The sequence below is a fragment of the Alcanivorax sp. DP30 genome (assembly GCF_009882945.1).
In the GTDB taxonomy this organism is placed as follows: domain Bacteria; phylum Pseudomonadota; class Gammaproteobacteria; order Pseudomonadales; family Alcanivoracaceae; genus Alcanivorax.
On the sequence record NZ_WTUY01000004.1, the window covers coordinates 354,952 to 378,325 of the forward strand.

At 59.0% G+C, this 23,374-nt stretch carries 26 protein-coding genes; 6 read left to right on the forward strand and 20 right to left on the reverse strand.

The window, feature by feature from the left end; genetic code table 11:
• Positions 1-53 precede the first annotated feature (53 nt).
• Positions 54-974: a fatty acid desaturase gene (locus GQF00_RS07910; RefSeq protein ID WP_161318624.1), complete on the forward strand. Its 921-nt coding sequence runs from the start codon at positions 54-56 to the stop codon at positions 972-974.
• 61 nt (positions 975-1,035) lie between these two features.
• On the opposite strand, the gene GQF00_RS07915 is transcribed toward GQF00_RS07910, so the two are convergent.
• Together GQF00_RS07915 and GQF00_RS07920 are read right to left on the reverse strand one after the other, a co-directional pair.
• Positions 1,036-1,857 (reverse strand): alpha/beta hydrolase, encoded by an 822-nt coding sequence (locus GQF00_RS07915; RefSeq protein WP_161318625.1) that lies wholly within the window; start codon positions 1,855-1,857, stop codon positions 1,036-1,038.
• 72 nt (positions 1,858-1,929) lie between these two features.
• Positions 1,930-3,432 (reverse strand): NAD(P)/FAD-dependent oxidoreductase, encoded by a 1,503-nt coding sequence (locus tag GQF00_RS07920; RefSeq protein WP_237440438.1) that lies wholly within the window; start codon positions 3,430-3,432, stop codon positions 1,930-1,932.
• A gap of 168 nt (positions 3,433-3,600) precedes the next feature.
• Between GQF00_RS07920 and GQF00_RS07925 the strand changes: the two genes are divergently transcribed.
• Together GQF00_RS07925 and GQF00_RS07930 are read left to right on the forward strand one after the other, a co-directional pair.
• On the forward strand, positions 3,601-4,632 hold the full coding sequence (locus GQF00_RS07925; protein WP_161318627.1) for an AraC family transcriptional regulator ligand-binding domain-containing protein: 1,032 nt from the start codon (positions 3,601-3,603) through the stop codon (positions 4,630-4,632).
• A 279-nt stretch (positions 4,633-4,911) separates the two neighbouring features.
• The gene (locus GQF00_RS07930; RefSeq protein WP_237440439.1) at positions 4,912-6,219 is read left to right on the forward strand and encodes an OmpP1/FadL family transporter; all 1,308 of its coding nucleotides are present in this window, start codon (positions 4,912-4,914) and stop codon (positions 6,217-6,219) included.
• Between the two features lie 120 nt (positions 6,220-6,339).
• On the opposite strand, the gene GQF00_RS07935 is transcribed toward GQF00_RS07930, so the two are convergent.
• The 6 genes from GQF00_RS07935 to GQF00_RS07960 all read right to left on the reverse strand — a co-directional run bounded on the left by GQF00_RS07935 (position 6,340) and on the right by GQF00_RS07960 (position 10,521).
• Positions 6,340-7,905 (reverse strand): PepSY domain-containing protein, encoded by a 1,566-nt coding sequence (locus GQF00_RS07935; protein ID WP_161318629.1) that lies wholly within the window; start codon positions 7,903-7,905, stop codon positions 6,340-6,342.
• Positions 7,902-8,159: a hypothetical protein gene (locus GQF00_RS07940; RefSeq protein WP_161318630.1), complete on the reverse strand. Its 258-nt coding sequence runs from the start codon at positions 8,157-8,159 to the stop codon at positions 7,902-7,904. Before GQF00_RS07940 ends, GQF00_RS07935 begins: the two co-directional genes overlap by 4 nt.
• Positions 8,156-8,434 carry a hypothetical protein gene (locus GQF00_RS07945; RefSeq protein ID WP_161318631.1) on the reverse strand — a complete coding sequence of 93 codons (279 nt, stop codon included), beginning with the start codon at positions 8,432-8,434 and terminating at the stop codon, positions 8,156-8,158. The genes GQF00_RS07940 and GQF00_RS07945 overlap by 4 nt, the downstream gene beginning before the upstream one ends.
• Before the next feature lie 92 nt (positions 8,435-8,526).
• Positions 8,527-9,117, reverse strand: coding sequence for a hypothetical protein (locus GQF00_RS07950; protein ID WP_161318632.1), 591 nt, complete (start codon positions 9,115-9,117; stop codon positions 8,527-8,529).
• A complete protein-coding gene (locus tag GQF00_RS07955) occupies positions 9,114-9,725 on the reverse strand; it encodes a hypothetical protein (RefSeq protein ID WP_161318633.1) in 612 nt (203 codons plus the stop codon). Before GQF00_RS07955 ends, GQF00_RS07950 begins: the two co-directional genes overlap by 4 nt.
• Positions 9,726-10,290: 565 nt before the next feature.
• On the reverse strand, positions 10,291-10,521 hold the full coding sequence (locus GQF00_RS07960; protein ID WP_161318634.1) for a hypothetical protein: 231 nt from the start codon (positions 10,519-10,521) through the stop codon (positions 10,291-10,293).
• A 178-nt stretch (positions 10,522-10,699) separates the two neighbouring features.
• On the opposite strand from GQF00_RS07960, the gene GQF00_RS07965 reads away from it, so the two are divergent.
• Positions 10,700-11,800: an alpha/beta fold hydrolase gene (locus tag GQF00_RS07965; protein ID WP_161318635.1), complete on the forward strand. Its 1,101-nt coding sequence runs from the start codon at positions 10,700-10,702 to the stop codon at positions 11,798-11,800.
• Positions 11,782-12,429: a class I SAM-dependent methyltransferase gene (locus GQF00_RS07970; RefSeq protein WP_202560428.1), complete on the forward strand. Its 648-nt coding sequence runs from the start codon at positions 11,782-11,784 to the stop codon at positions 12,427-12,429. Before GQF00_RS07965 ends, GQF00_RS07970 begins: the two co-directional genes overlap by 19 nt.
• A gap of 2 nt (positions 12,430-12,431) precedes the next feature.
• Here the strand turns inward: GQF00_RS07970 and GQF00_RS16735 are convergent, their stop codons facing one another.
• The 7 genes from GQF00_RS16735 to GQF00_RS08000 form a co-directional block, all read right to left on the reverse strand.
• Positions 12,432-12,554, reverse strand: a complete 123-nt coding sequence (locus GQF00_RS16735; protein WP_255461748.1) for a hypothetical protein — start codon at positions 12,552-12,554, stop codon at positions 12,432-12,434.
• 92 nt (positions 12,555-12,646) lie between these two features.
• Complete coding sequence (locus GQF00_RS07975; protein ID WP_161318636.1) at positions 12,647-13,237, reverse strand: GNAT family N-acetyltransferase; 591 nt, start codon at positions 13,235-13,237, stop codon at positions 12,647-12,649.
• A 228-nt stretch (positions 13,238-13,465) separates the two neighbouring features.
• The gene (locus GQF00_RS07980; protein WP_237440440.1) at positions 13,466-14,206 is read right to left on the reverse strand and encodes a sulfite exporter TauE/SafE family protein; all 741 of its coding nucleotides are present in this window, start codon (positions 14,204-14,206) and stop codon (positions 13,466-13,468) included.
• A gap of 3 nt (positions 14,207-14,209) precedes the next feature.
• Positions 14,210-15,004 (reverse strand): SDR family oxidoreductase, encoded by a 795-nt coding sequence (locus tag GQF00_RS07985; RefSeq protein ID WP_161318637.1) that lies wholly within the window; start codon positions 15,002-15,004, stop codon positions 14,210-14,212.
• The gene (locus tag GQF00_RS07990) at positions 15,001-15,939 is read right to left on the reverse strand and encodes an SDR family oxidoreductase (protein WP_161318638.1); all 939 of its coding nucleotides are present in this window, start codon (positions 15,937-15,939) and stop codon (positions 15,001-15,003) included. The genes GQF00_RS07985 and GQF00_RS07990 overlap by 4 nt, the downstream gene beginning before the upstream one ends.
• Entirely contained in the window at positions 15,921-16,844 is a 924-nt protein-coding gene (locus GQF00_RS07995) for a bile acid:sodium symporter family protein (protein WP_161318639.1), read from the reverse strand. The genes GQF00_RS07990 and GQF00_RS07995 overlap by 19 nt, the downstream gene beginning before the upstream one ends.
• 1 nt (position 16,845) lies before the next feature.
• On the reverse strand, positions 16,846-18,138 hold the full coding sequence (locus GQF00_RS08000) for an NAD(P)/FAD-dependent oxidoreductase (protein WP_161318640.1): 1,293 nt from the start codon (positions 18,136-18,138) through the stop codon (positions 16,846-16,848).
• A 152-nt stretch (positions 18,139-18,290) separates the two neighbouring features.
• On the opposite strand from GQF00_RS08000, the gene GQF00_RS08005 reads away from it, so the two are divergent.
• Positions 18,291-19,256, forward strand: a complete 966-nt coding sequence (locus tag GQF00_RS08005) for an AraC family transcriptional regulator (protein ID WP_161318641.1) — start codon at positions 18,291-18,293, stop codon at positions 19,254-19,256.
• On the opposite strand, the gene GQF00_RS08010 is transcribed toward GQF00_RS08005, so the two are convergent.
• From GQF00_RS08010 to GQF00_RS08030, 5 genes are all read right to left on the reverse strand, one after another.
• Complete coding sequence (locus tag GQF00_RS08010; RefSeq protein WP_161318642.1) at positions 19,257-20,528, reverse strand: O-acetylhomoserine aminocarboxypropyltransferase/cysteine synthase family protein; 1,272 nt, start codon at positions 20,526-20,528, stop codon at positions 19,257-19,259. It lies immediately after the preceding gene.
• Positions 20,529-20,586: 58 nt separating this feature from the next.
• Positions 20,587-21,453 (reverse strand): enoyl-CoA hydratase-related protein, encoded by an 867-nt coding sequence (locus GQF00_RS08015; RefSeq protein WP_161318643.1) that lies wholly within the window; start codon positions 21,451-21,453, stop codon positions 20,587-20,589.
• A gap of 2 nt (positions 21,454-21,455) precedes the next feature.
• Entirely contained in the window at positions 21,456-22,238 is a 783-nt protein-coding gene (locus GQF00_RS08020; protein ID WP_161318644.1) for an AraC family transcriptional regulator, read from the reverse strand.
• 43 nt (positions 22,239-22,281) lie between these two features.
• Complete coding sequence (locus tag GQF00_RS08025) at positions 22,282-22,773, reverse strand: DUF962 domain-containing protein (protein ID WP_161318645.1); 492 nt, start codon at positions 22,771-22,773, stop codon at positions 22,282-22,284.
• A 148-nt stretch (positions 22,774-22,921) separates the two neighbouring features.
• The gene (locus GQF00_RS08030; protein WP_161318646.1) at positions 22,922-23,332 is read right to left on the reverse strand and encodes a CBS domain-containing protein; all 411 of its coding nucleotides are present in this window, start codon (positions 23,330-23,332) and stop codon (positions 22,922-22,924) included.
• Positions 23,333-23,374: the final 42 nt, after the last annotated feature.

Below are 23,374 nucleotides of genomic sequence, written 5' to 3' on the forward strand. Positions count from 1 at the left end.
ATTGTCTTGCCGCCGTAATCTGGGATCTGATAACACTGAAAAAGGCCACCAGCATGGATTCGGCAACACTGAACAAACAGGCGATCACCTGCGCCAAACACTATATGGGGAAAACCGCCTGGCCAACAGTTGCGCTTACGTTGGCAGTGGTGGCTGCATTTGTTTTGACGCTATCCCTGTTTGCCAGCGGCACCTTGCCCGCCTGGGGCGCCTTTTGGGCGGTGGCCGCCCTGACCTACATGTCCTATACCCCGTTGCACGAAGCCGCCCATGGCAATATTCATGGTCAGCACGACGGCCGCAAATGGATCAATGATCTGTGCGGCTATCTGGTCGCGCCGATCATTGCGATTCCGTATGCCTCACATCGCATTGAGCACTTTACCCACCACCGCTATACCAACCAGCCCGACAAGGATCCGGATTTTGTCGTCAGCGGCATGCAAAAAAGTCCGCTGGCATTGATCACCGCCGGGCTGCGTTTTCAGTGGACTCAGAATACGTTTTTTGTGACGCACAGCTGGCGAAGCGCATCGCGAATGGAGCGCCTTGTTTACTGTGCGGAAATCGCCGTCTCTCTGGGCTGGCGCATTGCCTTCCTGATGCTGGTGAGCCAGCCCGGTACCGCGCTGGTCATTCTGCTGGCCTACTACGTCGGCGGGCTGTTCACAGCCTACTGGTTTGCCTATCGCCCCCATCTGCCCTACAAGGTCAGCGAGCGCTACCGCAATACCAACAGCCTGATCATGCCGGCCTGGATGAAACCGGTTGAGTGGTTCTGGCTGGGACAGAATCTGCACTCCATCCATCACCTTTTCCCACGGGTCCCTTTCTACCAGTACCATGCACTGCATCAGGAGATCGAACCGATCCTGCGCGCCCAGGGCACGCCGATCATCGGCATTTTTTCACGTAAACCCGTGGGCAATGGCATGGAAGACTCATCGCCGAGGCCGGTGAGCCGCCGGCAATGAACAAAAAAGCCCGCCTCGCCTGCTGGCAGCAGGACGGGCGGGCTGTTGTCAGCCACGGTCGCTATCCGGCCACCAGGGCCTGTTCTGTTTTCGCCGTGACCTCGCCGCCTTTCAGCCAGTCAAACAGGGCATGGCGAATCTCCGGGAAAAAGCGGCCACCCACGGTCCAGTGATCACAGCCGGGAATTTCCACTAACTGACAACGATCCCCGTAACGCTTTGCAATACGACGCTGAACACCGATGGGGGTAATGCGATCATCCACCCCGCCGATAATCAACACCGGGCAACGAATACTCTCTGGCTCCACGTTGGCAAAGGTCTTCCTGCTGAACGCCGCCAGGGTCATCTGAAACGTCACCATGCCGGATTCGTAACTGCAACTTTCGAACACCTCACGTTGCACCGCCTCACTCTGGGTGTTGGCCACGCCGTATCTCACATTGGCCAGTTTAAGGTGGGTAGCGCTACGCCATAGCGGAAAGCGGAACAGATTGCTGCCCAGCGTGCGGAATACTGAAAAGCCCAGCCCGTTAATGCCTGCCGGTGCAGCAGAAGACAGCAGCACAAGGCGCTCACACTGCACCCGTGCCGCGGTGAGCTGCGCCAGCAAGCCCCCCATGGAATGCCCCACGACAATGGGCGCTGACGGCATTTTTTTCACATGCTCCACCAGAAATCCCACATAATCCTGCAGCGTGGCACGCGCCAGACTGGCCAGGCTGGCGGACGTATGCTCCGCGCGGGGACGGTGGTAAGGCAGCGTCACTGAATCGACCGCGTAGCCTTGCCCGATAAAGGCATCACGCACTTCATGTAACGTCTCTCCGTCGCTCCACATGCCGTGGATCAGCAATACCGGCGGCTTGTTATCCTGTTTCATAGTCTCTCCCAAGGCCTGCCTGAACCGCTCTCCCGAATCCGGTTAATCAGGCAGGCAAATTTCATCATGCACTCAGGCGGATGCCCGCAGCGATGAGACATTGCCGACTTTGTCGGCCGCCGTTTTTTCAAATTCCAGGATACCGTCATCCACCGGATCCTCGGTGAGAATTTTCTTGTCCTGGCCATAGTGCATTGTCACTTTCCATGGCCCACCGCGACCCTGTCGGGGCATGCGATCCTTGGCCCGATTGATGTAGCCCGGAGCAAACCCGTCAAGCATGCCCACGTCGGTGAGATTATTGTCATGGTCAACCGGGGTCGCCACTGCGGCACCTTTCTTTTCCATCTGCGCGAACAGGCGACACAGGTACTGGCCGCCGATATCACTTTTCAGGGTCCAGGGCGCATTGGTATAGCCGAAGATCCAGCCATAGTTGGGGACATCCTGAATCAGGATTCCCTTGTAGGTCATCTTGCCGGGCAGATCCACAGGCTGGCTGTCCAGTGACAACTGCAAGCCGCCCATCAGCTGAACATCCAGCCCGGTCGCCGCAACAATAATATCCGCATCCAGATGCTCGCCGGATTTCAGGACGATACCGGTTTCGTCAAAGCGGTCGATATGATCGGTGGCGATATCCGCCTTGCCGGCACGCAGGGCCGCAAAGAAATCACCGTCCGGCGCGGCACACAGGCGCTGGTCCCAGGGCATGTAAGACGGGGTAAAGTGCTTGGGATCAATGTTCGGGGCGCGCTTGCTCATGTGCGAGACAAGCAACTTTCGCGCTTTTTCCGGCCAGCGCTGACACGCCAGGTACAGGCCTCGCTGGAACAGGATGTTGCGCTTGCGGGTCATGTTGAAGACCCACTTCTTTGGCAGCACCTTGTTCATGGCCATGGCAATTTTGTCGGTATCCGGCATGGCCATGATGTAACTGGGTGAACGTTGCAGCATGGTCACTTTGGCCGCCTTCTCTGCCATGGCCGGCACCACGGTGATGGCCGTGGCGCCACTACCAATCACCACCACTTTCTTGCCGCTGTAGTCCAGATCTTCAGGCCATTGCTGGGGGTGAATAATCTGACCCTTGAAGTGTTCCTCGCCCTCAAAATGCGGACGGTAACCCTGATCAAAATTGTAGTAACCGGCACAGTTGACGATAAAGCTGCAGGTGTAAGTGCGGATTTCACCGCTGGACTCATGCCGGGCCGGGATGGTCCAGCGCTGCTCACTGCTGGACCAGTCAGCCTGTTCCAGCTTGAGCCCGTACTTCACCTTGTCGTACAGCCCAAATTCCCTCGCCGTCTCCGCCACGTACTCGCGTATATCGCCCCCCTTCGCCAACACCTTGTCGGAGTACCAGGGTTTGAAATTGAAGCCGAAGCTGGCCATGTCGGAATCGGAACGAATACCGGGATAACGGAACAGATCCCAGGTGCCGCCCACCTTCTCGCGGCGCTCAAGGATGGCCATGGTCTTGTCCGGGTACTCGCGCGCGATATGACACGCGGTGCCAATGCCGGACAGGCCGGCACCAATAACGATGATGTCGTAGTGCTGAGCTTCCATCATGTTCTCCTTGTTATGACTCTCTCGGTCTCCCCCCAGACTATTCCAAATGGGTAGCTTGACAATATTGACGAATGCGGACATCTTTTTGACATATTGCGACATTCTTCAGCCAGCCAATTCAATACCTTGCAGTGCATACTGCCAAAGCAAGATCTTTTGGGAGGTTGCGTGTCCAGCCTTATCCGGGCCACCAATCTATGGGGCTATGACGAACAGGTCAGGCGCAAGGGCGGAGATCCGCTGCCGTTGCTGGCCCTGCATCACATTGCGCCAGAGGAACAACGGGATGACCGCAGTTTTCTGGTGTTCAAACACCTTACCGGCCTGCTGGAAGATACCGCCGACGCCCTGAATGAGCCGGCTTTCGGCATGAGCCTGGCGGAATACCAGGGCATGGATATTCTCGGGCCGATCTCGGTGATCGCCCGCAGCTCGCTGACCGTGGGCGACGCCATCAACAACATTGCCCGCTACCTGCACCTGCACTGTCCCGCCCTTGGCCTCACCACCACCCTTGCCACCGCAAAGGGCCAATCCGTTATCCAGTTTGTCTTCCTGATCGATGACGAGGGCGCCGGCTACCGGATCCAGTCCCACGAACTGAGCCTGGCCAACGCCATGCAAGTGATGAAGCTGCTGTGCGGCGACGACTTCCAGCCGCTGTCCGTGCATTTCAAACACAAGCGCAGTGCCGACATGGCCACCTACAACCAGATCTTCCGCTGCGAGGCCTTCTTCGAGCAGGACTGGACCGGGTTTTACCTGCCTCTGTCCGCCTTTGCCATGCCGCTATCCAGTGCCGATCACCAGACCTGGCAGCTCGCCGAGCAATATCTGGATTCCCAGCAGGCCCCCAACGCCAACACCCTGTCCGAGGATGTGGTGCAGCTGATCAACACCCTGCTGCCCACTGGGCATTGCTCCAGCGACACCATCGCGTCCCACCTGTCCATGCACAAGCGCACCCTGCAACGCCGCCTGGCCAAAGAAGGCACCACTTACGAGCAGCTGCTCAGCGAAGAGCGCATGAAAATGGCCCGCCAGTATCTGCTGGAGCCCAACCTGAAGCTGAGCCAGATCGCCGGTTTGCTGGGTTATTCGGAGCAATCCGCCTTCAACCGGGCCTGCCGGGACTGGTTCGACGTGACACCGCGGGCCTACCGTCAGCAGCTTCTAGAGCAACCGCCGGCACCGGTCTAAGCCCTGACACCCTCCCTCCGCATGCCCCGGCAGCCCTGCCCCCCCCGACCCCTCGCCACCCCGGGCTGAGTTTCAACCACTTAGGCATGCATTTTTTAACCAAAGGCGACATCAGGCAATGTAACAATGAAACATGTTCAGCGAATTAAACAGCGTGTTTAGCGCCTTTTGTCGCAAATTTAACGACAAATGGCACATTTTTCCGAGAACCCCCATGGCCATACCCTCCAGTACGGTGATACCGTGCGCGCGCTACAAAACTCATAACTCGGGAAAGCTATGATGAAGCAGTCAAACAAGATGATTTTGGCGGCCGCTATTGCTGCCACATCGGGTCAGGTATTGGCCAACGGTCTGTCACTTAACGAACAAAGCGCCAGCAGCGCGGGCTCCGCCTACGCCGGTCGTGCCTCCACCGCCAGCAACGCCAGTGTCCTGTTCGGCAACCCTGCCGGCATGAGCCGCCTGCAGCGCGCCGAAGTCTCCGGTGGTCTGGCCTTTATTGATGCCAGCACCGATATCAGCAATGCCAGCGGCCCATTCCCCGGCACCAATGAGGGCGACATGGTGCCGTTCTCTGCCGTGCCGTTCGGTTACTACGTCACCCCGGTGAGCGACAAGCTGCATGCCGGTATCGGCCTGTACGTCCCGTTTGGTGTGGAGAGCGATTACGAAGATACCTTCCAGGGTCGCTACCATGGCCTCAACAGCGTGGTAAAGGTCGTCACCATCCAGCCGACCATCAGCTACGCCTTCAACGACAAGGTCTCCATTGGCTTCGGTCCGACCATCAATCACATTGAAGGCAAGCTGACCAGCGCGGTTGCCAACGGCTCAATCGCGCCGCTGGGCGTCAATGGCGAAGGCGATGCCAACGTGAAAATCGAAGGCGACGACATTGCTTATGGCTACAACCTGGGTGTATTGGTGGCCGTTTCGGATCGTCTCGACTGGGGCCTGACCTACCACTCCAAGGTGGATTACAGCCTTGAAGGCAACACCACGGTTCGCGGCGGCAACGGCACACTGGGTCCAATCGCGCCCAACCCGATAATTCCAACCGGTCTCCCCGGCCTGAACGGCAAGTATGATGCCGAGCTGGACATCACCATGCCGGAATCCGTGGACACTTCGTTCAGCTATCAGGCCACCGATGAGGTCACCCTGTACGCGGGCGCCACCTGGACTCGCTGGAGCCGCCTGGAAGGCATTGACGTTGAGAACAGTGGCATCAATGCTGCCTATGTCAGCGACTTCGGTACGGTTTCCGAAGAGCTGAACTGGGAAGACACCTGGGCTGTAGCCATTGGCGGCGCCTACCAGCTGAACCCGGACTGGGTACTGCGCGCCGGTTACGCCAAGGACCGCACCCCCACCAGCGACATGGACCGCACCGTGCGTATCCCGGTAAGCGATCGTGACATCGTTACCCTGGGCGCCGGCTGGAATTTGTCCGATGACCTGACCCTCGATGCGGCCTACGCCTACATTGACGAGAAGAAAGGCCGTGTTTCTCAGGCGTCCTACAGCGGCGACTTCGATAACACTGCTCACGGCTTGAGCTTCCAGGCCACCTACCGCTTCTGATCATCAGCCAGCGGAACACAAAAAAGCCGGGCGATCTGCCCGGCTTTTTTGTGGGTTCAGAAAATGATGACGGGTCACGACTTGCGTGCTGTGAGTGTCGAAACTCGCAAAACGGTACCTCTACGACTCCGCATCCGCCGCTTTAAGCGGGTGCGTCTCACTGACTCGCCCCACCCAGAGCGGGTGCGGCTCTGCCAGGCGCACACGGCGGCGAAAATGTATTCGCACCAGCCACAATAACCCAGCCAGCGACAGCATCAGCAGATTGACCAGCAACACATCACCCTCGCGCCAGGCTCGACTGCCTTCCAGCAACACTGACAGCACCGGAATCGCCAGGTACAGCCAGGGCATGATGCGCATTCCCAACCCGCAATACCGCAGTGGCGAGGCGCGCAGACTCCAGAGCACCAGCGGCAGCAGCACCAGCACAAACGCCAGCCGCTCCAGCAGCTGCACCTGATCTGCCCAGGGGGAGTGCAAGCCCAGCTTGCTGACCCAGAAACTCACCGCAACACCACTCACCACACCCACGCAAACGCCCAGCGTAAGGCGCAACAAAAACGCCGACGCCCTGGATGGACCGGTACGATCACTACGACGTTCGCACCAGAGAATATTGCCAGAGACAAACAGCAGACACCCCAGCAGCCCCAGCAGGAAGTACATCAGCTTGACCGGCAGCCCGCCGTAATCGCCAAAGTGCAGCGAATACACCGGCGACAGTGAGGCATAATTCAGGTTGCGCTGCTGCGGACTGATCACCCGCAATGGCTTGAGTTCAGGATCCAGCACCACATGGGCATGATGCCCCAGATTCCCCGGTACGGACCCTGCCACACCCAGCCAGCCCTGGCTGTCGCCATAACCCCGCACCTCTACCCAGGCCACCTGCAAACCTGGCACAGCATGTTCAGCGGCGGACAGATAATCCGCCATCAGCGCCATGGCGACCGGCTCCCCGGCACGTTCCATGGGCGGCCAGACATCGGTTTCCTGAGCGATCACATCCTGTAACTGGGGCCCAAACACCAGCGCCCCCAGCAGCACGGCCATCACCGTAAACAACCCCATGGCCGCCCCGGTTACCGCCATGATCAGATGGAACGGCAGACTGATGACGCCGATCAAATTGTGCAGGTTTTTCCAGTAGCGACGCAGGTTGCCCTGATGCCGCAAGGCAAGCAGCTCCTTGCCCAGCTTGGGCCAGTGAATCAGCAGACCACTGAACAGGGCCACGCCGTACAGCACCGCCACCAACCCCATCAGGGTCATGCCGATATTAAGCAGGCCCGCGCCGCCAGGTATGGCCAGTTGGTAGTGCAACTCATTGATAAAGTCTGCCAGCCCGGACTCGGGCAGCACGGAGAAGGTGCCCTCCCCGGTGAAGCTGGAAGCATGGGCTGTGCGCCACTCACCATCCTGCTTCCACATGGCCCCCGGGTCCTCACCGGGCAGAAAATAGAACCGTTCTGCCGCCTGCGGGAAATGGCCTGTCAGCCGCTCGAGAAAGCGGTCCGCATCATGGGGGGCAGAGGAGGAGGACGGCAGGGCCTGCCAGTGATGAAGCTCATGGTGGAAGACGTTGATGGCACCGGCAAAGAACGCCACAAACAGCAGTAGCCCGCTGACCATCCCGACCGAAGCATGCAGATCGATAAACCGGCGCAGTCGCTCGGCCTTCATGTGCCACCCCCATACAGCGCCGTTGCCTGCAACAACAGTGCCGCCACACCATTCGCCACCAACAACCCCGCCAACCCTGGCAGGACCCGCCGGGGCATGGCCGCCAACACCACCAACCCCATCCACAGGATGACCACCAGCAACAGCATCAACACCAGCCAGGAAGACCAGGGCACCGGCAAGGCAGCCGCCAATAGCCCTACTAGCATGACACTCAGTGGCAAGGACAACAGCGCAGCGCCCCACAGCCTCATGGGCGCCCCCCCGATTTCTGGAAAGTATCGCGATGGTGACCCGCCAGCAGGGCCAGCACTATCAGAGACAGCACCAGTACCCACAGCCACGCCATCAACCCCACGGACAGCCCCAGCGACAGGGACCACAACCCGGCAGCAGCAAGCAGCATCAACAGGCTGATGAGCCGCTGCCAGGATGAAAGCGGTTTCATTAGCCAGCGTTGTTCACGGTCGGTCAGATAAAAAAGCGTCGCCGCAACCAGCGTCAGCAATGACGCGGCTATCCCCATCATCAAGATTGCCCCTTTCTATTTTTTTGATAATGGTTCTCATTTAATAGCAGCAGGGGAACAGCGTCAATAACAGAAGGAAGGGCGAGGGGAAATCAGTGTGCAGGACGGAGCGGCAACAACGCCTCCGTGGCACTACAAAGGCGAGCCGTGGAAAGCCGGGCCCAGTCGATGCCATCGCGGTCCGGCATCCAGACATCTCGAAAGGCGGCCGCATCCGCCACCGCCATCTCCGGACTGAGCATGGTTGCCCCATGACGCCCCTCGGCAGACAAGCCGCCCACCTGACGCATCACCGACCACCAGCCCGCAGGGCGAGAGTGCAGCCCCACCTGATTCAGATTGCAGTCCGTCACCGGTTCGGCCACCGCACATTCGAGAGTGCTGTCCTGCTGCGTGCTTACTCCCTGACGCCACAGCGCTGAACCGCCCACGATCACCACCGAGGGGAAGGTGCGCATCAGGGCTTGCAGCACTTCCGCCTCACTGAGCGGCTGACCAAGAATCACCCGATAGAAAACCGGGCGCTCAGGGGCCACCTGGCGAATCACGCCAGCCTCCAGCCAGCGCAGAGTCACATCCAGGGCATGCTCGCCGTCGCCAGGCAAACGCTGCTTCAAATCTGACAGAGAAAAGATCTTGGGCAGGCTGTCCAGGGACGGGAACATCACATCCTGTTGCATCATGGCTCCATGACCCTGGCCATCGGCAGCGGCAGCCCAAGCCCCTGGCGCAACACCATCACTGCCCGCAGCAGCTGACAACACACACTCACATGACGCGGCTCCGGAAGATGGTGGCGGCGCAGCATTGAGGCCTGCTCGAGACGGCATTCCAGCTGGCGCAGCTGGGCATCCGTAACCCGGGCAGGAAACTGTTTGGCGGTAAGCCGACGAGTCAGCAACTGGCCCTGCACATCTTCCTCGAGAGTCACATAGGCACGCAGCACCAGGCTATAGCTACCCAGGCGGCGCATGGTGCGCGCCGGATGCCGGCGACGGGGCTTGTCTTTTTTCAGTGGCATCATCGGGATCAATAACGCGCTCAGCTTGTCCAGCCAACGCACCCAGCCAGCATTGCGCTGCTGACTGTTCAGATACCACCACCAGGCCTGAAGGCGGGCGATGTCACTGCGTAACACCCGGACCTGGCGCCATTGCCAGCCACCCACACCGGAGGCCAGACCGGCACGATACACTGCCAGATACTCGGACAAGGCCTGCAGGCGATGCTCCACGGCTTCGAGGGCAACACCATTGAGGCTGTCATTGCTCGACGAGCGAGTGGACGTCATAGAAAGGCTCCTGGTACTTCGGTTGAGACTGCGGCGAACGCACAATCAAACCCCCAGCGTAAACTCCGGTCCGGGGAGCATAGGTAGCCTAGCGCTGGCGGAACCATCCCCCCAGCACGAAAATGTGGCTTTTCGTAGTACCGCGTTGCGGTTTGTTTCACCGCCGTAAATTGCCGGAACCAGTTCACATTTCTTGTCATTTAGGTCATCGCCCACACCCCTTACGGCTGATGCTTTACGCATTTATTCTTAGCCTGATGAGTGACCTCTCTCGCGCCCTCCTAGCCCTTTTTCCTGTCGCTTTTCCCATTCTCTGCGCCCATCCCGGAGGGCTAGATAACCAGGCGGTCATATCACCGCCACCGTAGCCAATGCACAAAAGACACGTATGAAAAACCGTTGATGGTCAGGATACCCGCGTCGACATTCTCATCCAGCCCATACCTCTTGCCCAAATCCGAAAGAACCACAAAAAAGGCCGCGCCCGAATCCGGGCGCGGCCTGGGCGCATCAACCCGGGAGCACCTCTCCCGCGTTGTTGCGTGTTACCTGCAGCGTATGACGCTTACTGCTCCGCCGCATCCTTCATGCTGTCCACGGACTCTTCAGCACTGTCCATGGCATCATCCAGGTCTTCCCCCATCTCTTCCATGGGACCCTGGGGGTTCATGCTTTCAACAGCCTCATCCACTTTCTCGCCGGCTTTTTCAACCGGTCCGTCATTGCTGTCACAGGCTGCCAGCAGCGCCGTGGAGGCAAAAATGGCGGCCAATGCCGCTTTACCGAAAATACGCATAGACTCACTCCTTGGATGTCTGTGATTCGAACAACACCCACCCTACCGGGGAAACCACTGGGCTGGCTATGGAAAAACCCACAGAACAGACGCATTTTACGAAGCGTTACGAATGCGCTAGTGACAGGAAAGCCTCCTGGAGGCACCTCAATCCGTCACCTCATCAGGAACACGCGCCATGAAAAAAGTCGGACATCAAGTAGGAGGACTGGCGCAGCTGGTCACGCGGTTTGGCAATGAGATCACTCAGGTGGTGCAGGATATGCACGGCACCATCGCCAATCCCTTTGGGGTGCGCGGCCATGATTACACCCCAGCCCCCATGGTCTATAACCTGATCCGCTACGGATTTCGTCAGGCCGGGAATGTGGCAGGAATGGCCGATCTGCTTGCGGATCCCAACCGGGAACTGCGCGAAAGCCTGGACCTAAGAAGCATCCTCAACGGCATCTTCGGGCAGCTGATGGTGGAACAAAACAGCAGCTACGCACTGCCAATGACCCTGCTGCCGAAAAAAGAACCCGCACCGCAAACCGACACCCTGGTGATCTTTATTCACGGCCTGTGCATGAACGATGCCTGCTGGAACAGCCCAGCCGTGGACGGCTTCAGTCACTGGGCCCGCCGCCACCTGAATGCCGAGACACGCTACCTGCGATACAACACCGGGCTGCACATCTCGGATAACGGCCGCAAGCTGGCCGGCCTGCTGGCACACAGCACTCTGCCGAAGCAGGTGATTCTGATTGGCCACTCCATGGGCGGCCTGGTAGCACGTAGCGCCCTGCATCAGGGGCGGCAACGCAAGGACGGCTGGGTAGACAAGATCACCCATCTGGCCTGTCTGGGTGCCCCGCATCAGGGTGCCCTGCTGGAGCGCATCGGCAACAACGCCAACCGGCTTCTGGCCGCCACCCCCTGGTCAAAACCGCTGATGCGACTGGGCAATCTTCGTTCCGACGGCATTCGCGATCTACGCTTTGGCTATGTACTGGAAGACCAGTGGAAGCACCGTCCCATTGATGACGTGATGCCCAGCAGCAAGGTGCCGCTGGACCCCGCCGTCAAACAATTGTTCATCGCCGGCAGTGTCAGCGAGCCAAATCACCCCCAACCCCAGGGAGACTGGCTGGTGTCGGTGGACAGCGCCCTCGCAAACAGGCTGTACCCTGATGCGCCTCTGCTCACCCGGGAGCTGTTCTGGCAGATGGGGCACATGACCATGATCGAGGAAAGCCGTACCTTTGCACGGGTACAGCAATGGCTGGAACAGGATTGATGGATTGCACGCTTTGTCGGACCCCAGCGCAGCGATTCACTCAGGTGGACAACCGCGAATACTTTCGCTGTCCCTGCTGCCAACTCACGTTTGAGCACCCGGACAAACTCCCGTCTCCCGAGCAGGAAAAAGGACAGTACGATCTGCATGAAAACCAGCCGGATGACCCCGGCTACCGACGTTTTTTATCCCAACTGGCCGATCCGCTCATGGCGCTCCTGCCCGATGACGCCCAAGGGCTGGACTTTGGTTGCGGGCCCGGCCCGGCACTGGCCACCATGCTGCAAGAGCAGGGATTTGATTGCGAAACCTTCGACCCCCTTTATGCCCCCGACACTTCAGTGCTGGATCGCCACTATGATTTTGTCACCTGCACGGAAGTGATTGAGCACCTGCATCAACCCGCCCGTGAGTGGGACTGGTTCGCCGCACATGTGAAACCCGGGGGCTGGCTGGGCATCATGACCCGCTGGCTGATCGACGACACCGCCTTTGCCAACTGGCATTACCGTCGCGATCCAACCCATGTGTGCTTCTGGCAACCCGCCACGTTCGAGTGGCTGGCCCGGCAACAGGGCTGGTCACTGCACCTGACCGGCAACCCGGTCGTCCTGATGCAGAAACGCTGACTTCAGCCAGCCACAATCACCGCCACCCCGGCAGCCAGCAGCGCTATTGGTATGATGATGAGCGCCTGTCTCAGCATGCGCTCTGCGAACAGGGAAAGCCTGTATTGAGGTTCCATTTTTTTCATATTCCTGTATCCCTCCCGCGATAGTAAGGGAGACAGGGTCACCCGCAATCCCCCAGATGGGGGATTGCGATGATTTTTAGTCAATTTTTTGTTTACAGGCTATGCATCCAGAATTGCATATTCTTGTGGGACGGGGCGGTATCTCCCACATCTGTCCAGTCAAAGTCCGCCACCAGCTGGGCCTGGGGAAAATATCCGCGGCTTCGCCAGAAAGCATCCAGCGCACGGTAGCCTGCAGGCCTTGCCGGGTGATCCTCGGGGCGCTGCACCGCACAGAACGCGGTATTCTGAAAACCGAAATCCTCGGCATACTGCTCGCGCAAATCAAAGAACCGGTGGCCGATGCCCTGACCACGCCAGGCCTTTTTCAGCACTGACTCACCAAAATAGAACACCGTGCACAGATCGGCCCCCAGCTGCCGGAACGGCGCCTGGAAGGCATCATCCGCCTCCTTCAACGGCAAACCGGTTGCTGCTCCTACCAGCTTGTTGAACTCCAGCGCCAGCACAAAGACGCTGCGGTCAGACTGGGCATAGCGGTCCAGATAGCGGCGCTCGTACTCCAGATCGCCCTCATACAGGTAAGGGAAATCGCGAAACACCTCAATGCGCAACTGCGCCAGCTCATCCAGCCAGGGATCAACAGCGATACCGGTCACCGGGCGGATCTCCACAGACGACATTAGCACTCCCCAGAAGATATAACGTCAGGAAAGAATGAATAGCACGATGTCAGGGGGAAGGAAAAGGCAGGGAAGATGAGCTGCAAGCTTCACGCTACAAGTTGCAACGCGAAAGAGGGTGTTAGATGGATCCGACGCCGTGCCCGCGCACCCATTCTACCCTGGTTCGCGGGCACAGCGTGTCCTGTTATTCGGCATTGTCCCCGTTGTAGCTAGAAGCTTGCAGCTCTACGGCCGCATCAGAATCAACCCTGTAATCCACAACACCACAAACACCGCCTGGCGAAAACGTTCTTCGTTAACCCGGTGATGCAGCCACTCCCCCAGCACCATGGCGGCGATCACCACGGGCACCAGCATGCCGATCTTCGGCGCGGCAGGCAGCAGCGAACCATCGATCAGAAACACCACCGTGAGCAGGCTGTTCAGGGACAACCACACCAGGATCAGGGTGGCGCGAAAACGTTGCTTGTCCAGCTGCAGGCCACTGAGGGCATACACCAGCAAGGGGCCGCCGGAAGCAAACAGGCCGTGGGTAATTCCCGCCAGAAACATCCAGCAGCGAGACCACCAGGCCGCATGAGCATGCACCTCCAGCCCCTTGAACATGCGCCACAGCTCACGGCTGCTGAACCACAGCACAAGTACACCAAAGCCCTGACGCAGGTAATCGTCCCCCAACCAGGGGCGCAAGCCATAACCGGCTAGGGTGCCCAGCACCATCAACGGCAGGATCAGCTTCCACAAAGTAGGCCAGTGAATGTTGTGGCGATGCCGCCAGCTCAGAGTACTGCTCATGACGATATTGAGCGGCACCAGCACCGGCAGGATCTCCGGGATAGGCAACACCAGCGCCCCCAGTGACAGGGCGATGACGATGCTGCCAAAACCCGTCATGGCTTCGGTGGTAAAGGCAAAAAAGATGAAAAGCCCCAGCAACAACCAGGGCCATATGACAGCGATATCCAAGGGTTACTGCTCCAGCTCGACGGCGAATTTACGCATCATCAGGCGCTGATACAGATCCGGCGCGATACGCCACAGCACACTGGCAAACCAGGTAAAACGGTCAGGAAAAAGGCGCTTCTGCTTTCTGTGATATGACGCAAACACTTTCTCGGCCAGTTGCTCCGGGCTTCGCATGCGCCCCACCATGGAACGGGCATGGCTGGCCGGCTTGCCATCATGGCCCAGGGCATTGGTCTCGATGGGGGTATCCAGAAAGCTGGGGTAGACCATGAGTATGTGCACGCCATAGCGGGACACTTCCCCGCGCATCACTTCAAAGAACTGCCCCAGGGCACTCTTGGCACTACAGTAACCGGCCCGGCCCAACACCGGCATCCACCCTGCCATGGAGCCGATATTGATGATGCCTCCACGGCTTTTTTTCAGCTGCGGCAGCAGCGTAATGGACAGTTCCACCGGTGCTGCCCAGTCCACCTGCATCACTTTGCGGAACACCGGTACCGCGGTTTTTTCTGCCAGAGAGCGGTGGGTAATGCCGGCATTGTTGATCAGCAGGTCCAGATCGAACGGCTGCTCCTGCAACCACACGCTGAGCGTGGAGATCGCATCGCCATCGGTCACATCCAGCGCCCGGCAGATAACGCGCCCATCTTCCGCATCACCCAACTGCTCCGCCCGAGCCTCAAGCAGCACGGTGTTCATGTCGGTCAGGATCACCCGGTAACCACAGGCAAACGCCTGCCGCGACAGCTCCCAGCCCAGCCCGGAGGCCGCACCGGTTATCAGTACGGTTTTCATGATGCCTGCCTCTGTCTGGTGCCAGCCAAATAAAAACGAAATACCTCTTCCGAGCTCTTTTTCGGCTGGTAACCGAACTCGGATTTGAGGCGCTGATTACTCAGCACCGGTCGGTAGCGCAGGAAGTTGATCTGCGCCGGCGTGTAACCGGTAAGCCCCAGCTTGTTGCCCAGCCACAAACCGACACGCAGCACACCAGCAGGTATGGCCACCACCGGCTTGTGGAGGATGCGGCCGAGTTCATGAATGCTGAGCGCGCCGTCACCCGCCAGATTGAAACAACCGCGAGCTTCTTCGTTCACGCCCTTCTCAATGATCTCCAGCACATCCTGGTCCCAGATAAACACAAACGGAGACGGCGAGCCGGCCACCGCCAGCAAACGCTTGCCCTCGAACAATTTGGTAATCAGGTTTCTGGTGCCCGCCCCCAGTACTGTGCCCGGGCGCAACACCAGCTGTGCCAGTTGCGGGTACTGCTGGCGATAAGAGGCGAGCAGCTCTTCCACCTGACGCTTGTGATCCGAATAGGCAAACTCCGGGTTACCCCGCAGCGGATCCTGCTCGTCCAGCCAGGGGGGATTGTCCGCGTGATACCCGTAGGCTGCACCGGAGCTGGTCACCACCAGCTGGCGGACCCCATTGGCTACACACGCCTCCAGCACATTGCGTGTACCGTTTACGTCGATATCGTAATCCCGCTGGCGATCCCCCGAGTCTTCCAGCACCGCTGCCAGATGCACCACCTGTTCAATGCGATGCTCGCGAATCAGTTCTCCCAACGCGGGATCGCGCACATCCATCACCCGGAAAGGAAAGACCGCAGACGGATCCTCACGAATGTCCACGCCCACCACAAAGTGGCGCTCTGCCAGACGGCGGGCCAGCAGGCTGCCAATGTAGCCCCCGGCACCGGTAATCAGGATACGTCTTTGCACGGCGCATCCTCCTTTTTTGCATCATCGGCGCCGGATTGACGCCCCCACCAACCTGCCAGCACCAGACCGGTGATCAGATGCCACACACCCCAGAAACCGGCAATCAGTATCATCTCGCTGGCGTCAGGGAAGAAGGTGAACAGAATGGCCAGGCCCAGTCCGGAATTCTGGATACCCACTTCAATGGTTATGGCCCTGCGATCATTACGGGGCAAGCCGGTGAGACCGGCGGCAAAGGCTCCCAGCCCCAGCGCCAACAGATTCTGCAGCACCACCAGGCCAACGATGCGATCGGCATTGGCCAGAAACACATCCATGTTGTTACCGAAGGCCACGCCGACGAACAGAAGCAGCACCAACAGGGTGATGACACGCATGGGCTTCTGGGCCGCTTCGGCGAACGCCGGAAACGCCTTGCCCACCAGCATGCCAATCACCAGTGGCAGGCCCAGCACCAGCGCCACCAACGCAAGTATCTCCATGCTGTCGAGCTGGATCTCCGTGAGGATGCTGCGGGTATGGGGGTTGATGTAGCCGTACAGGGCAAAGTTGAACGGCGTCAGGAACATGGCCGCCAGACTGGACACTGCGGTCATGCTGACCGATACCGCCACGTTGGCTTTCGCCAGCCAGGTCATGATGTTGGAAAAAGACCCGCCCGGACAGGACGCCACCAGAATCATGCCCAGCGCCAGCTCGGGATCCACATCGAAATACCAGGTGGTGAGACAGGTGGCCGCTGGCAGCAACACAAACTGGGCGATCAGGCCGACAATGGGGGCATCCGGTCGCTTCAGCACACGGCGAAAGTCATCGCCGGTGAGCGACAGGGACACGCCGAACATCATGAAGGCGAGGATGACATTGAGGATCAGCAGATTATTACTGCCAAAATGCACTTCCATCTCACACCCCCTGCTTCAGTTCGGCGATGTGCTTGCCCACCGCCTTGCGGTAGGTATCCTTGTGAACATAGTAGGCCATGCGAGCCAGCTTCAGGTATTCCAGCCCCCCGTCCAGGGTCTGGCCAGCTTGCGAGGAAGCCTTCTGCTCCAGCGCTGAAGCCAGCGGTGAACCTTTCGCTTTCGCCTTCAGGTAAAGGGCCACCATCTCTGCCTGCTCGTTGCGCCCTTCCCAGCCAAGGCCCGCCGCTTCCACCATGCCCATGATGAACAGATTGCGGTGTTGCGGGTGGAACACATTGAGATACAACTGCGGCGCAGCCTGGCCCTGCCAGTTCAACTCATTGCCATCAATGAACGGATAATCCAGCTTGTAGCCGGTGCCCATCAGGATCAGGTCGTACACCCGGGACTGGCCATCGGCAAAGGTCACGGTCTTGCCGGACACTGCCGCAATATCCCCATGGGCATTGATATCACCATGCCCCAGATGGTGCAGGATCAGGGAATTGATCACCGGGTGGGATTCATACAACCGGTAATCGGGATCCGGCAATCCATAATCGCTGGGCTTGCCGATCAGCAACTGGATCAGCGCCGCATCCACTTTCTGCTTTACCATCCGCGGCAAGGTGAACTTGCCACCAAAGGTATCGGTGGGCTTGCCCGCGATGAACTTGGGCAGGAAGTAGTAGCCGCGCCGCACAGACAGATCCACGCTGGCCGCCCGGTGCACCGCATCCACGGCGATATCACAGGCGGAGTTGCCACAACCCACCACCAGCACCCGCTTGCCGGCAAACACCTCAGCATTGCGATATTCGCTGGAATGCATCAGCTCGCCGTCAAACTGGCCAGGCAGGCTGGGCATGTTCGGCTTGTGCAGGGTGCCATTGGCAATCAGGACACCGTCAAACCGGCGGGTCTGCTGCTCACCATTCTTGCTGGTGGTCACCTGCCAGCCATCACCATCGCGCACCACATTTTCCACCCGGGTGGAAAACTCGTAGTTCTCATAAAGACCGAACTGGCGGGCGTAGCTCTGGAAGTAGCGCTTCATCTCACTGTGATGAGGATAGGTGGCCACACCGTCCGCCATGGGGAATTCCTTGAATTCCGTCATGGTCCTGGAGGAAATCAGGTGGGCGGACTCGTACATGGTGCTGTGGGGGTTGTCGATATCCCACAGGCCACCCACATCGGAATTCAGGTCGAATCCAATGAACGGGATGTCATACTTTTTCAGGTTGCGGGCGGTCGCGAGCCCCATGGGGCCGGCCCCTATCACTGCGTACATGCCAATACCACTCTTGTTGTTGTAGTAGGAGCCCGTGCAGCACTCCTTTGCTGAGCCAAACTCAGAATTTGTTATGATGTTTACTTTACGGTCCCCGGGCAGCCCCCTCACGGCCAATTCAGGACCACCCTGCGGTTAATTCGAGACAGGCAATGCCACAAACTCCCACCGTTACCGTGCGCTATACCCAGGCCATCAGCCAGGCCGCCGCCAAACTGGGGTTTTCCCTGCCGGACGACCTGCAGCAGGCGTTTGCCGAGCAGGACCGGGTTTCTCTGGAGTTGCAGGGACAGATCTGGGAAAACTTCTGTTCGCAGGCGGAAGATGCCCTGGTAGGGGTGCGTTTCGGGCTGGCGTTGGAAGTGGGTCATCTGGACACCGCCGGCATGGTGCTGATGAGCTGTGACACTGTGGCCGACGCCATGGAAAGCCTGATCGACTACTACCCGATTGTCGGCGAAGGCGGCACTTTCGAATTCGAGATTCAGGGTGACGAGTGCATCGTCAGCTACCAGCCCCAGTATCAGGAGCGCCAACAGGAACGGGTGGAAGCTGCGCTGGCCTCATTGCTGCAACTGTCGCGCTGGTCCACGGGCGGCAAACTCAAGGCTCTGCGCCTGGAGTTCGCCCACGCAGCCCTGGACGACAACCGACGTTACGAAACCCTGCTGAATGTACCGGTGCGTTTTCTGTCCAGCCGCAACAGCCTGGTCATTCCAGCCAGCTCACTGGATCTTCCCTTGATCTATGCCAACCCGGCCCTGTGTCAGCACTTGCGCACCCTGGCCGATCAGGTACTGGATTCCCTGGGGGAACAGTCGTTGAGTGCCCAGGTCACCGATCTGCTTCGCCAGCAACCCCACTGGGGCAAGGAAAAGGTCGCCGACAGCCTGGCCATGAGTGGCCGCCATCTGGTCCGCAAACTGGGCGAGGAAGGCAGCAGTTTCAAACTGCTGCGAGATGGCCTTTTGCAGAGCATGGCCGAAAGAAAATTACAGCAAGGGGTACGTCTGACTGATATCGCCGAGGCGTTGGGGTTTTCCGATGAGAGCGCCTTTTCCAAGGCATTCAAACGCTGGACCGGCATGACGCCGGCCCAGTTTCGGGAACAGACCTGATCAGACCTTGTCGAGCGCCTGGGTGATATCCGCCAGGATGTCATCAATATGCTCAATGCCCACCGACAATCGAACCAGATCGGCACTGACACCCGCGCTTTTCAGCTCTTCGTCATTCAGCTGACGGTGCGTCGTGGTGGCCGGGTGACAGGCCAGCGACTTTGCATCACCAATATTGACCAAACGCTTGATCAGACCCAGCGCATCAATAAAGCGCGCCCCCGCATCACGCCCCCCTTCAATGCCAAAGCTGAGAATGGAAGACGGCACCCCGCCATCCATATACGTCTGTGCAGCCTGATAGTCCTGATCCGTTTCCAGCCCGGCAAAGTTAACCCAGCTGACCTTGTCATGGTCGCGCAGGAAGGCAGCCACCTTCATGGCATTCTCACAATGGCGCTCCATACGAAGACTCAGGGTTTCGATGCCCTGCAGAATCAGGAACGCATTCATGGGAGACAATGCCGCGCCCATATTGCGTAGCGGCACCACTCGCGCGCGACCGATAAACGCCGCTTCTCCCATGGCTTCCACATACACCACACCGTGATAACTGGGATCAGGCTCATTAAATTGCGGAAACCGTGGATTGCCTTTCCAGGGGAATTTTCCAGAGTCCACAATCGCACCGGCAATCGTCGTCCCGTGCCCACCCATATACTTGGTCAGCGAGTGCACCACGATATCGGCACCATGTTCAAAAGGCCGACACAGCGCAGGAGTGGCAACCGTGTTATCCACCACCAACGGGACACCGGCATCATGGGCAACCTTGGCCAGCGCAGCCATGTCCACCACATTACCCGCCGGGTTGCCGATGGATTCACAGAAAACCATTTTGGTTTTGTTATCAATGGCAGCGGCAATGGATTCAGGCTTGCGGCCATCGGCCATGCGTACGTCGATGCCCTGATTTGGCAGGGTATGGGCAAACAGGTTGTAGGTGCCACCATAAAGCTGGCTCACCGATACAATGTTGTCGCCGGCACGAGCCAGGGTCTGCACGGTGGCAGTAATGGCTGCCATACCCGATGCCATGGCCAGGGCACCAATCCCGCCTTCCAGCATGGCTACCCGTTCTTCCAGCACCGCATTGGTGGGGTTCATGATGCGGCTATAGATATTGCCCGGCACTTTCAGATCAAACAGATCCGCACCGTGCTGGGTGTCATCAAAATAATAGCTGGTGGTCTGATACATGGGCACCGCCACCGCATGGGTCTGCGGGTCGCCCTCAAAGCCACCATGAATGGATACGGTTTCTTTCTTCATTTCTCTCTCCCTGCCAACAATAAAAAAAGGCCGCCGAAAGGCGGCCTGATCAAGCTACTTATTCAAGCGGAGGTTCAGGCCAGAAATCAAATTGCCTGGGCACTTCTGACAACGACATTTCAAATCGCGGCGCGCGCTTTTCCAGAAAGGCATCAAACCCGTCACGACCATCCCAGAACGTGTGGGACCAGTAAATCATTTTCGATTCCACCACATGGGCCTGCATCGGATGATCGAACTCCGGGTTGCGCCACAGCATGTGGCGAGCCAGCGCCACTGCCACCGGGGAACTCTTGGCGATCAGTTTTTTCGCCATGCAGCGGGCCACGTCCAGGACTTCGCCCTTGTCGTGGGCGCTATGAAACAAGCCGGCCTCCACCCCTTCTTCGGCCATGAAGATATCCCCACTGAGCACCCACTCCAGCGCCTTCTGACGTCCCACCACGCGAGGCAGGAACCAGGAGGAACAGGCTTCAGGGGTAATGCCGCGCTGGGTGAACACGAAGCCGATCTTGCTGTTCTCGGCGACCAGACGAATATCCATGGGCAGGGTCATGGTGATGCCCACGCCCACGGCGGCCCCATTGATGGCACCGATCACCGGCTTGCGGCAGTTGTAGATGGCCATGGACAATTCACCGCCGGAATCACGGATGGTTTCCAGCGGCGGCTCCATACCTTCTGCGTCATCGTACCCAAACAGGTTGCCGCCACCCTCCGGCTCCATTTCCATACCGGCACAAAACGCCCTGCCCGCACCGGTAATAATAATGGCACGTACTTCATCGTTGCTGTCCGATGCCTCCAGCGCATGCACCAGTTCATCCTTCATGCGCAGGGTAAACGCGTTCATTCGCTCAGGACGGTTGAGGGTTATGGTGAGAATATTCTCTGACAGATCGGTCTTGATGTCCTGGTATTGCATGGCTACTCCATGGAAGTTGTTCTTGTGTTGGCAGACAGATCCACCACCTGCACTGACTGCCCCCGAGCATAGCGCGACGGCAAGGCGTCGAACATGGCGCGAAGTGTCCGGTTCAGGTGGGGTTGGTCGTAGAAGCCGGCGGCGACAGCCAGTTCCGTGAGTGTCATGCCGCTTTCCCACAGGGACAGGGCTCGCTGACACTTGAGATGCAAGACATAACGCTTGAAGGTGACGCCCAGCTGCTCGCTGAACAGACGCCGGAAACGGGATGCCGACAGGTTGGCCCCCGCCGCCAGTGCGTCCAGATCCAGGCTGTTGTCGGCCCGCAATTGCTGGCAGGCGCGAACCACCCGGGCATCCGGCGGATTCAGCGGTGCAGATGCTCGCAGTTGCTGGATAAAAGCGCCGGCAAGATCCGCATGGGGCTGCCCGTCCGCCAGCACCTGCAAGCCCTGACGCAGCTGGGGTAACGGTAACTGTGCGTCAGCATCGGCCTCGCGCAGCGACCACCAGGCAGGCTCGTCCGGATCCAGGTGCATGACGGCCACGGGCCCGTCACTGTGCAACGACTGGCGGGCTTCCGGCGGCACCCTCACCAGCGGCTGCTGCAGGCAACGGTCATCCACATTGACCCGCAATAAACCGTCGAGAGACACCAGCAGGGACGCCGCCACGTGCTGGTGGGGGCGGTTGTCCATGGCGGACAGCAGCACCAGCCAGCCTCCCGGCCAGATATACAGGGGCGACAGTAAACGGGTCAGGGGTGCCGGCGGGGAAACAGTCATGCCGGCATAATGCCCGGCGAACGCCGGGCGGACAATCTGCCGATCAGGCCGAAACGCTGTCGCGTCGCAACCCAAGTTTGTGCGCCAGCTCCAGAGACACAAACATGGGGCCCACCAGCAGGAAAACCAGGTCATCCACGAAGGACGGCTTTTTGCCTTCCACTTTATGGCCCCACACCTGCACAGCCCAGGCAATCAACCACACGGCAGCACTGGTCCAGCCCAGAGACATGCCACTGCGATCCACGGCTACAACGGCCACCAACGACAGTGCCAGCCAGGCACTCATCAGGACGGTCATGGCGGCAGACATGCGCAGATAGAAAGGCATGCAGATGGCAGCCAGCAGGGTGCCACCATTCACCCAGTAAGCCATCGCACCTTCCAGCCCCAGCCAGCTACCCAGCGGGAGCAACCAGAACAGGCCGATGGTGGACACAAAAATGGCAGGCACACAAAGAATGTGTACCCACTGATTGACCGGATTGCGATGGCTGTCGCCATAATCCGCCAGAAAGGTCTGCAAATCACGCATGGGAACGCTCCGGAGTTGTTGTTTTCAATCCGCAGACTACCGGGAGGGCAAGCAGGAAAATTGTACGCAGGGGCCAACCGGAAAGCGGAGGCCCTGACGCGGACGTCCGCAACTGACAGACCCAGGCATCAGACGTCCGGCGTTCAAATCACACGTCGCAGGCGCGCCGGGTATCTTTCAGGGCGCCCAGCACCTGGTGGCGGCTCAGCATCCCCACCAGTCGTTTCTGCGCATCCACCACCGGGTAGATCTTGGGCTTCTGATTCACCATCAGCTCCGCCACATTGACCACCGAATCGCTCTCCGCCACGGTGAGGGGCTGGTCATGCATGAACTCATCCACGATCAACGAGCCTTCACAGTGGTAACTGGAGACCAGCAGTTTGCGCAGACAATCCTGCTCCGACACAAAACCCACCACCCGATGATTTTCATCCACCACCGGCAGGCCGGAGGCCTTGTGTTTCAGCAACTGGTCCACCACCTCGGTCAATTCCGTGCCCAACGCAATGGCCGTGGGATGTTTGCCCATCAGGGCACCGACTGTCAGATCACTCATTGTCACATCCTCTGCAATGGCTCTTCTTTGACTATAGCACTC

Coding starts and splice junctions, on each gene's coding strand:
- GQF00_RS07965 (WP_161318635.1), top strand. CDS start 10,700: ATGAAAAAAGTCGGACATCAAGTAGGAGGACTGGCGCAGCTGGTCACG.
- GQF00_RS08030 (WP_161318646.1), bottom strand. CDS start 23,332: ATGAGTGATCTGACAGTCGGTGCCCTGATGGGCAAACATCCCACGGCC.
- GQF00_RS07935 (WP_161318629.1), bottom strand. CDS start 7,905: ATGAAGGCCGAGCGACTGCGCCGGTTTATCGATCTGCATGCTTCGGTC.
- GQF00_RS07945 (WP_161318631.1), bottom strand. CDS start 8,434: ATGATGGGGATAGCCGCGTCATTGCTGACGCTGGTTGCGGCGACGCTT.
- GQF00_RS08010 (WP_161318642.1), bottom strand. CDS start 20,528: ATGAAGAAAGAAACCGTATCCATTCATGGTGGCTTTGAGGGCGACCCG.
- GQF00_RS07930 (WP_237440439.1), top strand. CDS start 4,912: ATGATGAAGCAGTCAAACAAGATGATTTTGGCGGCCGCTATTGCTGCC.
- GQF00_RS07910 (WP_161318624.1), top strand. CDS start 54: ATGGATTCGGCAACACTGAACAAACAGGCGATCACCTGCGCCAAACAC.
- GQF00_RS07915 (WP_161318625.1), bottom strand. CDS start 1,857: ATGAAACAGGATAACAAGCCGCCGGTATTGCTGATCCACGGCATGTGG.
- GQF00_RS16735 (WP_255461748.1), bottom strand. CDS start 12,554: ATGAAAAAAATGGAACCTCAATACAGGCTTTCCCTGTTCGCAGAGCGC.
- GQF00_RS07995 (WP_161318639.1), bottom strand. CDS start 16,844: ATGGAAGTGCATTTTGGCAGTAATAATCTGCTGATCCTCAATGTCATC.
- GQF00_RS08025 (WP_161318645.1), bottom strand. CDS start 22,773: ATGCGTGATTTGCAGACCTTTCTGGCGGATTATGGCGACAGCCATCGC.
- GQF00_RS07975 (WP_161318636.1), bottom strand. CDS start 13,237: ATGTCGTCTGTGGAGATCCGCCCGGTGACCGGTATCGCTGTTGATCCC.
- GQF00_RS07970 (WP_202560428.1), top strand. CDS start 11,782: ATGGCTGGAACAGGATTGATGGATTGCACGCTTTGTCGGACCCCAGCG.
- GQF00_RS08005 (WP_161318641.1), top strand. CDS start 18,291: ATGCCACAAACTCCCACCGTTACCGTGCGCTATACCCAGGCCATCAGC.
- GQF00_RS07950 (WP_161318632.1), bottom strand. CDS start 9,117: ATGATGCAACAGGATGTGATGTTCCCGTCCCTGGACAGCCTGCCCAAG.
- GQF00_RS07955 (WP_161318633.1), bottom strand. CDS start 9,725: ATGACGTCCACTCGCTCGTCGAGCAATGACAGCCTCAATGGTGTTGCC.
- GQF00_RS08015 (WP_161318643.1), bottom strand. CDS start 21,453: ATGCAATACCAGGACATCAAGACCGATCTGTCAGAGAATATTCTCACC.
- GQF00_RS07920 (WP_237440438.1), bottom strand. CDS start 3,432: ATGATGGAAGCTCAGCACTACGACATCATCGTTATTGGTGCCGGCCTG.
- GQF00_RS07940 (WP_161318630.1), bottom strand. CDS start 8,159: ATGAGGCTGTGGGGCGCTGCGCTGTTGTCCTTGCCACTGAGTGTCATG.
- GQF00_RS07985 (WP_161318637.1), bottom strand. CDS start 15,004: ATGAAAACCGTACTGATAACCGGTGCGGCCTCCGGGCTGGGCTGGGAG.
- GQF00_RS07960 (WP_161318634.1), bottom strand. CDS start 10,521: ATGCGTATTTTCGGTAAAGCGGCATTGGCCGCCATTTTTGCCTCCACG.
- GQF00_RS08000 (WP_161318640.1), bottom strand. CDS start 18,138: ATGTACGCAGTGATAGGGGCCGGCCCCATGGGGCTCGCGACCGCCCGC.
- GQF00_RS08020 (WP_161318644.1), bottom strand. CDS start 22,238: ATGACTGTTTCCCCGCCGGCACCCCTGACCCGTTTACTGTCGCCCCTG.